Annotated in this window: 5 protein-coding genes; 2 read left to right on the top strand and 3 right to left on the bottom strand. The window is 68.2% G+C overall.

The genetic code is table 11. The annotated features are described in order from the left end of the window. The first annotated feature begins 298 nt into the window (after positions 1-298). Positions 299-1,291, top strand: coding sequence for a patatin-like phospholipase family protein (locus tag V3B48_RS15955; protein WP_019337382.1), 993 nt, complete (start codon positions 299-301; stop codon positions 1,289-1,291). Between the two features lie 39 nt (positions 1,292-1,330). Here the strand turns inward: V3B48_RS15955 and V3B48_RS15950 are convergent, their stop codons facing one another. Together V3B48_RS15950 and V3B48_RS15945 are read right to left on the bottom strand one after the other, a co-directional pair. Next, positions 1,331-3,331, bottom strand: coding sequence for a hypothetical protein (locus V3B48_RS15950; protein ID WP_253143503.1), 2,001 nt, complete (start codon positions 3,329-3,331; stop codon positions 1,331-1,333). An 87-nt stretch (positions 3,332-3,418) separates the two neighbouring features. Then, on the bottom strand, positions 3,419-3,901 hold the full coding sequence (locus V3B48_RS15945; protein ID WP_004153377.1) for an Lrp/AsnC family transcriptional regulator: 483 nt from the start codon (positions 3,899-3,901) through the stop codon (positions 3,419-3,421). Positions 3,902-4,026: 125 nt separating this feature from the next. On the opposite strand from V3B48_RS15945, the gene phhA reads away from it, so the two are divergent. Then, complete coding sequence (gene phhA, locus V3B48_RS15940; protein WP_071228653.1) at positions 4,027-4,920, top strand: phenylalanine 4-monooxygenase; 894 nt, start codon at positions 4,027-4,029, stop codon at positions 4,918-4,920. 105 nt (positions 4,921-5,025) lie between these two features. On the opposite strand, the gene V3B48_RS15935 is transcribed toward phhA, so the two are convergent. Continuing rightward, positions 5,026-6,081 (bottom strand): LacI family DNA-binding transcriptional regulator, encoded by a 1,056-nt coding sequence (locus V3B48_RS15935; RefSeq protein WP_285302187.1) that lies wholly within the window; start codon positions 6,079-6,081, stop codon positions 5,026-5,028. Positions 6,082-6,233: the final 152 nt, after the last annotated feature.

The following is a 6,233-nucleotide window of genomic DNA, read 5'->3' as shown; positions in this document are numbered from 1 at the left end:
CTGGCCGGCAGCCTCATGGACCTTGGCGCGCATCCCGGTAGTGCCGGCCGCTGGCCGGCAGCCCCATGAACCTTGGCGCGCATCCGCCGGCCGGCACCCCAATCAACCTTCGCCCGCAGCCCGGTCTGCCCGGCCGCTGGCCGGCAGCCTCATGAACCGTTGCCAGGTTCCCAATGATTGCCGGCCAGCGGCCGGCACTACCTTTATGAATGGGCGATGTTTCCTACCCTGCCCGCCCCGCCACGGCTTCGGTATGCTGGCGCCCTTTCCTGAATCCGGCGCCGCGAGCGCACTGCCGATGAGCCTGTTCCGCCCCCGCATGCTGCTGTCCGTCGCCCTGATCGGCCTGCTGGCCGGCTGCGGTGGCGACCCGGTCCGCCCCACACCGCCGCCGGCGCCGACCGTGGTGCCGCAGGCCAAGCCGGTGAAGATCGGCATCGCCCTCGGTGGTGGCGCAGCCAAGGGCTTCGCGCACATCGGCGTGATCAAGATGCTGGAGGCCAACGGCTTCGAACCGGCCGTGGTGTCCGGCACCAGCGCCGGCAGCGTGGTCGGTGCGCTGTACGCCAGCGGCATGGACGCGTTCCAGATGCAGAGCAAGGCGGTCGCGCTGGACGAAGCCAGCATCCGCGACGTGCGCCTGTTCTCCGGCGGCCTGGTGCAGGGCCAGAAGCTGCAGGACTACGTCAACGAGCAGGTCGCCAACCGTCCTGCCGAGCGACTGAAGAAGCCGTTCGCCGCCGTCGCCACCCAGCTCGAAACCGGCGAGCGTGCGATCTTCGTGCGCGGCAACGTCGGCCAGGCGGTGCGCGCGTCGAGCAGCATTCCCGGTGTGTTCGAACCGGTGAAGATCGGCGGCCGCAACTACATCGATGGCGGCGTGGTCAGCCCGGTGCCGGTGGATGCCGCGCGCCAGCTCGGCGCCGACTTCGTGATCGCCGTGGACATCTCCAGCAAGGCCAGCGGCAAGGCGCCGACCGACATGCTGGGCATCGTCAACCAGTCCATCTCGATCATGGGCCAGCGCCTGGGCGAGCAGGAACTGGCGCGCGCCGACATCGTCATCCGCCCGAAGGTGCTGGACATCGGCGCCGCCGATTTCAGCCAGCGTGGCACCGCCATCCTGGAAGGCGAAAAGGCCGCGATGGCAGCCATGCCGCAGATCCGCGCGAAGATCCAGCAGCTGCAGCGCGCACGTGCCGCGGCGGCCGCACCGGCACCGGTGGCCGCGCCGAAGTGCGAGGAAGCCTCGCGCCTGGGCAAGCTGATGGGCCGCAAGGACAAGTGCTGACCTGAGCCAGCGTGTCGCTGCCAGACAGCGACGCGCGTGCTAGCGCGCGGGCCGGTAACCGCTGGCCTGCTGCCGCTCGCGCCTGCGCATCTGGCGGGCCTGCTCCTGCAGTGTCGCCGTGTGCTGCAGCTGTTCCATGCCATCGCCCGGTACGTGCAGCTGGCGTCGCGCACGGGTCAGCGCCAGATAGACCGCGCGCACCGGGTTGTGCCAGATGCGCCCGCCCTGCCCCGCACTGAAGCAACCGGGCGACAGCGAGACCACGTCGAACTGCAGGTTCTTCGCGTGTTCGGCCAGGCACAGCGCCACCCGCCCTTCAGCGGGCGTGTCCTGGTCATCAAGCGCCAGCAGCAGTGACTGCACCCGATCGGCAGACGCAAACAGTTCGACCAGCGCGCCCTGCCCTTCGTCGGCCTGGGTGGCCAGGAAGCGCTCCCATTCCTGGTCCGATGCGCTGTCGCGGCGCCGGCGCCACGCATCCAGTGGCCGCTGCAGCACGCTGCGCAGCGCGCGCAGCGATGCCGGATGCAGGTAGGGCCGCAGCCCGAGTGCGTGCAGCTGTGCCGCGTCCAGGGCCAGATCGGCGACGCTGCCATGGATGCGCAGGCCCTCGCTCGGCACCTGCGCCCAGTCGCGGTAATGCAGCACACCGGTGGCGCGGTCGGTGGCACCGACGAACGGCCCACTGTCCTGGCCCAGTCCATCCAGTGCCAGGGTCTGGTTGACCAGGCCCTCGACCTGGTTGCCCTGGCGCACCGACTGGTGCATTTCCAGCACCTTCGACGCGGCCCAGCGCGGCACCGTACCGGTCAGGCACTGGTGCGGGTCACCCAGGCTGACCACGCCCGGCGCATGCGTGGCCAGCACCTGCTTCCACGACGGGCTCAGGTCGTGCGCCTCGTCCACCAGCAGCATGCCCATGTCCTGCGGCGGGGTGACGCCGCGCAGCGCCAGCCACTTGCCGATGTGCGCCGGGCTGAGGCTCAGCAGCGTGCCCCGCTGCAGCTCGGCGTCGAACATGCAGCGCCAGACGTGCTCGGCGGCCGCCATGTACGGCGACACATCGAGCATCGCAGCGGGCACCGAACGGTCGAAATGCTGGAACGCCAAGCCCGGGGCCGACGACGCGCACCAACGGTTGATGGCCTCGAACGCGGTCAGCAGCACCTGCTCCGGGCTGCGCCCACCGATGCCCTGCAGGCCGATGCGGCCGGCAATCTCGCGCGGAGTACGGGTGCTGCGCCGGTAGCTGGCAACGAAGCCACCGGTCTGGCCGCTGCGCGCGGCGTGCTGCGCCACGCGGTTGGCGAACTCGATCTGGGTCAGCAGGCGCACCGCAGTGCTGGCCGGCACGCGGGCGCGGAAGGCTTCCACCTGCCCACGCGAGGGCGCCACGTAGGTGTAGCGGCCCGGCCGCGCCTCCATCAGCGCCAGCACCAGGTGGCCCTTGCCGGTGCCGGCATAGCCATCGAGGTCGATCAGCTCATCGGGGTTGGCGGCGATGGCGCGCAGCACGCGGGCCTGCTCGGAGGTGTACAGGCCATGGTGTTCGACCGACCGTGCATCCTCGGCGACAACCTCATCCTGCGTGGCCTCGTCATCGTCACTGGAAAAGGTGGCGGGAAAGCGGATCTCATGTTCGACCAGGGTTTCCTGACAGGCCTGCTGCAGGGCCAGGCCCGGATACTCCCGTGGCGACTGCGCGATGACGTCCTGCAGGATCTCCGCCGGTGCCAGCAGCACGCCGTGGCCGGCCAATGCGCTCAGCCAGGCATCCAGCTCCGGTTGGCCACCGCCACCGGGCCCGGCCAGCTGTGCAGCCGCGCCTTCGTTGCCAGCAAACAACGCGCAGGCATCATGCAGCAGGCGCTCGATCTCGGCCGCCGGATGCAGGCGCGTCCGGCACAGCTGCGCGGCCATCAGCCCGGCCTGCTCCACTGCGGTCTGCGGTGGCGTGCCATGGGCAACGTAGCGCGCCAGCGACTTGCGCTGCAGCGGCAGGAACGTGGTGGTGGGCAGCGGGTGCTGGAGTTCGGACATGCGTGGAACCGGAAAGGAACGCTGCGACGCGCGCAGGGCGGAGATGCTCGGCTACCCGCCCGGCGCCGTCAAATCGCAGCGGCGCGTTCATTCCAGCTGCGACAGCGGCAATGCCTGGAAGCCCTTCACCGTGCGCAGCACGAAGCTGGAATTGGCATCGGCCACGCCACCGGCGTTGAGCAGCCGGTCCAGCAGGAAGTGCGAGAAGTGCTCCAGGTCGCGCACGTAGACGTGCAGCAGGTAGTCCATGTCGCCGGTCAGTGCATGGCAGGCCACCACTTCATCCCAGCCCTGCACGCTGTCGACGAAGTGGCCGATGGCGGCCTGGTCGTGCTTTTCCAGCTGCACGCGCACGAAGGCCTGCAGGCCCAGGCGCAGCTGGCGCGGTTCCAGCCGCGCGCCATAGCCGACGATCACGCCCTCGCTTTCCAGCCGCTGCAGGCGCCGCAGGCAGGCCGAGGGCGAGAGATTCACCCGTGTCGCCAGCTCGGCGTTGGTGGCGCGCCCATCCCGCTGGATTTCAGCCAGCAGACGTATATCCGTGCGATCGAACTGGACTTCTCCGGCCATTGTTGCCACGCAACATGGTGAGTACGCAAGGATATTGCGCCAACAAGGCCAATCGGCGCAACTTTTGCAACCCTGTTGCGCGCGCCCTGCCCTAGCATCGTGGGTATCCCGTCAAGGAGTGCCCCATGGACCTCGCCCAGCCCCGCCGCGTCGAACACCAGCAGACCGACAAGGGCTACGTGCCGGTGTATACCACCGCGCTCGTCGAGCAGCCGTGGGACACCTACAGCGCCGACGACCACGCCACCTGGAGCACGCTGTACCAGCGCCAGCGCGAGCTGCTGGTCGGCCGCGCCTGCCAGGAATTCCTGGATGCACAGGACGAGATGGGCATGAGCGCGCACATGATTCCGCGCTTCGACCAGCTCAACGAAGTGCTCGGCGCCGCCACCGGCTGGACCCTGGTCGGCGTGGAAGGCCTGCTACCGGAACTGGACTTCTTCGACCACCTGGCCAACCGTCGTTTCCCGGTGACCTGGTGGATCCGTCGCCCGGACCAGATCGATTACATCGCCGAACCGGACCTGTTCCACGATCTGTTCGGCCATGTGCCGCTGCTGATGAACCCGGTGTTCGCCGACTACATGGAGGCGTACGGCCGTGGCGGGGTCAAAGCCCACGCGATCGGCCCGGACGCGCTGCAGAACCTGACCCGCCTGTACTGGTACACGGTGGAGTTCGGCCTGATCGATACGCCCGACGGCCTGCGCATCTACGGCGCCGGCATCGTGTCGTCGAAGGGCGAATCGCTGTACTCGCTGGAATCGGCCGCGCCCAACCGCATCGGCTTCGACCTGCAGCGGATCATGCGTACCAAGTACCGCATCGACACCTTCCAGAAGACCTACTTCGTCATCGACAGTTTCGAACAGCTGATGCAGGCGACCTCGCCGGACTTCACCCCGATCTACGCGGCGCTGTCTGATCAGGCGCATCTGCCGGCGGGCGATGTGCAGCGCGATGACCGCGTGTTCCAGAAGGGCACCGGCGAAGGCTGGGCCGACGGCGGCGACGTGTAGGCGAACGGCACACACCGCTTCGTACTGAAAACGGCGCACCTGGATGCGCCGTTTTCGTTGCTGCCTGCCTGCACCGTTACGGCGGTGCAGGCGAGGGCAGGGCAATCAGGCGTCCACGGCCCGGCAGGAACCGCGCACCATCAATTGCGGATGCACGCTGGTTGCGGTCGGCGCATCCGGCACGTCGGCCTGCACCAGCATCGCCGCCGCCATGCGTCCGATGTCGGACACATGGCGACGCACCGAGGTCAGCGGCGGCCACAGCCGCGACGCCAGCGGGCTGTCGTCGTAGCTGACGATCGACAACTGCTGCGGCACCGCGATGCCCGCACGCAACGCCACCTGGTACACGCCGGCAGCCATTTCGTCGTTGCCGGCAAAGATCGCACTGGGGCGTTGTCCGCCCATCAGCAGCCGTTCGGCGGCATGCACGCCCGACTCGAACGTATCGCCCGCTTCCAGCACGCGTTCACCCGGCAGGGTCAGGCCCACCTGCGCCAGCCGGTCGAGGAAGCCATGGGTGCGCTCGCGTGCAGTACGGCGGTCGCCCGGACCGGCAATCACCGCGATGTCGCGGTGGCCGAGCGAGAGCAGGTAGCCCGCTGCCGCGGCTGCACCGTCGCGATCATGGGTGACCACGGCCTGTGCCTCGTCATCCGACACATGCGCGTTGATGCGGACGTAGCGGCATTCAATGCCGTCGAGCATCTCCGTCAACGCAGCCGACTCGGAGGCACGCGGGCCCAGGATCACGCCGTGCAGCTTCTGCTGCTGCACGAAGCGCCGCACGCCGTACGCACAGTCCGCATCCTGGCTGTTGCACGGGTGCACCACCAGTTCATAGCCGGTGCCGCGCAGCGCTTCCAGCGCGCCGTGCTGCAGGTCGACGATGCATTGGGCGCCCGGGTCGTCATACACCAGGCCGATCAGGAAGGAGCGGCGGAACGCGAGGCCGCGCGCCAGGGGGTCGGGCACGTAACCGACCTCGCGCATCAACGCCTCGACCTTGTCGCGGGTGTCTTTGCGCACCAGCGGCGAGTTGTTGATGATTCTTGAAACCGTTTTCTTGGAAACTCCCGACAGTCGTGCGATGTCGTTGATCGTGGCAGCCTTGCCCTTCGATGCCGGCAACGCGGCATCGCTAATAATTCGCACTGACATGTATAGAACCAGGTAAGTCGGAGAATTCTAGCCTTGCGCCCGTGGGGCGCGAAGTTGCGGAATGTCGCAGCGAAGATGGATCGCGTCGTGTTCGACCGCTTCTGCTGCGCGAGGTTCCATTGTGATCGCTCTACTTGATGTCCATCTGAACC

Source organism: Stenotrophomonas sp. SMYL20, assembly GCF_036320045.1.
Taxonomy (GTDB): Bacteria; Pseudomonadota; Gammaproteobacteria; order Xanthomonadales; family Xanthomonadaceae; genus Stenotrophomonas; species Stenotrophomonas maltophilia_A.
This window is presented reverse-complemented; position numbering and strand designations above follow the sequence as displayed.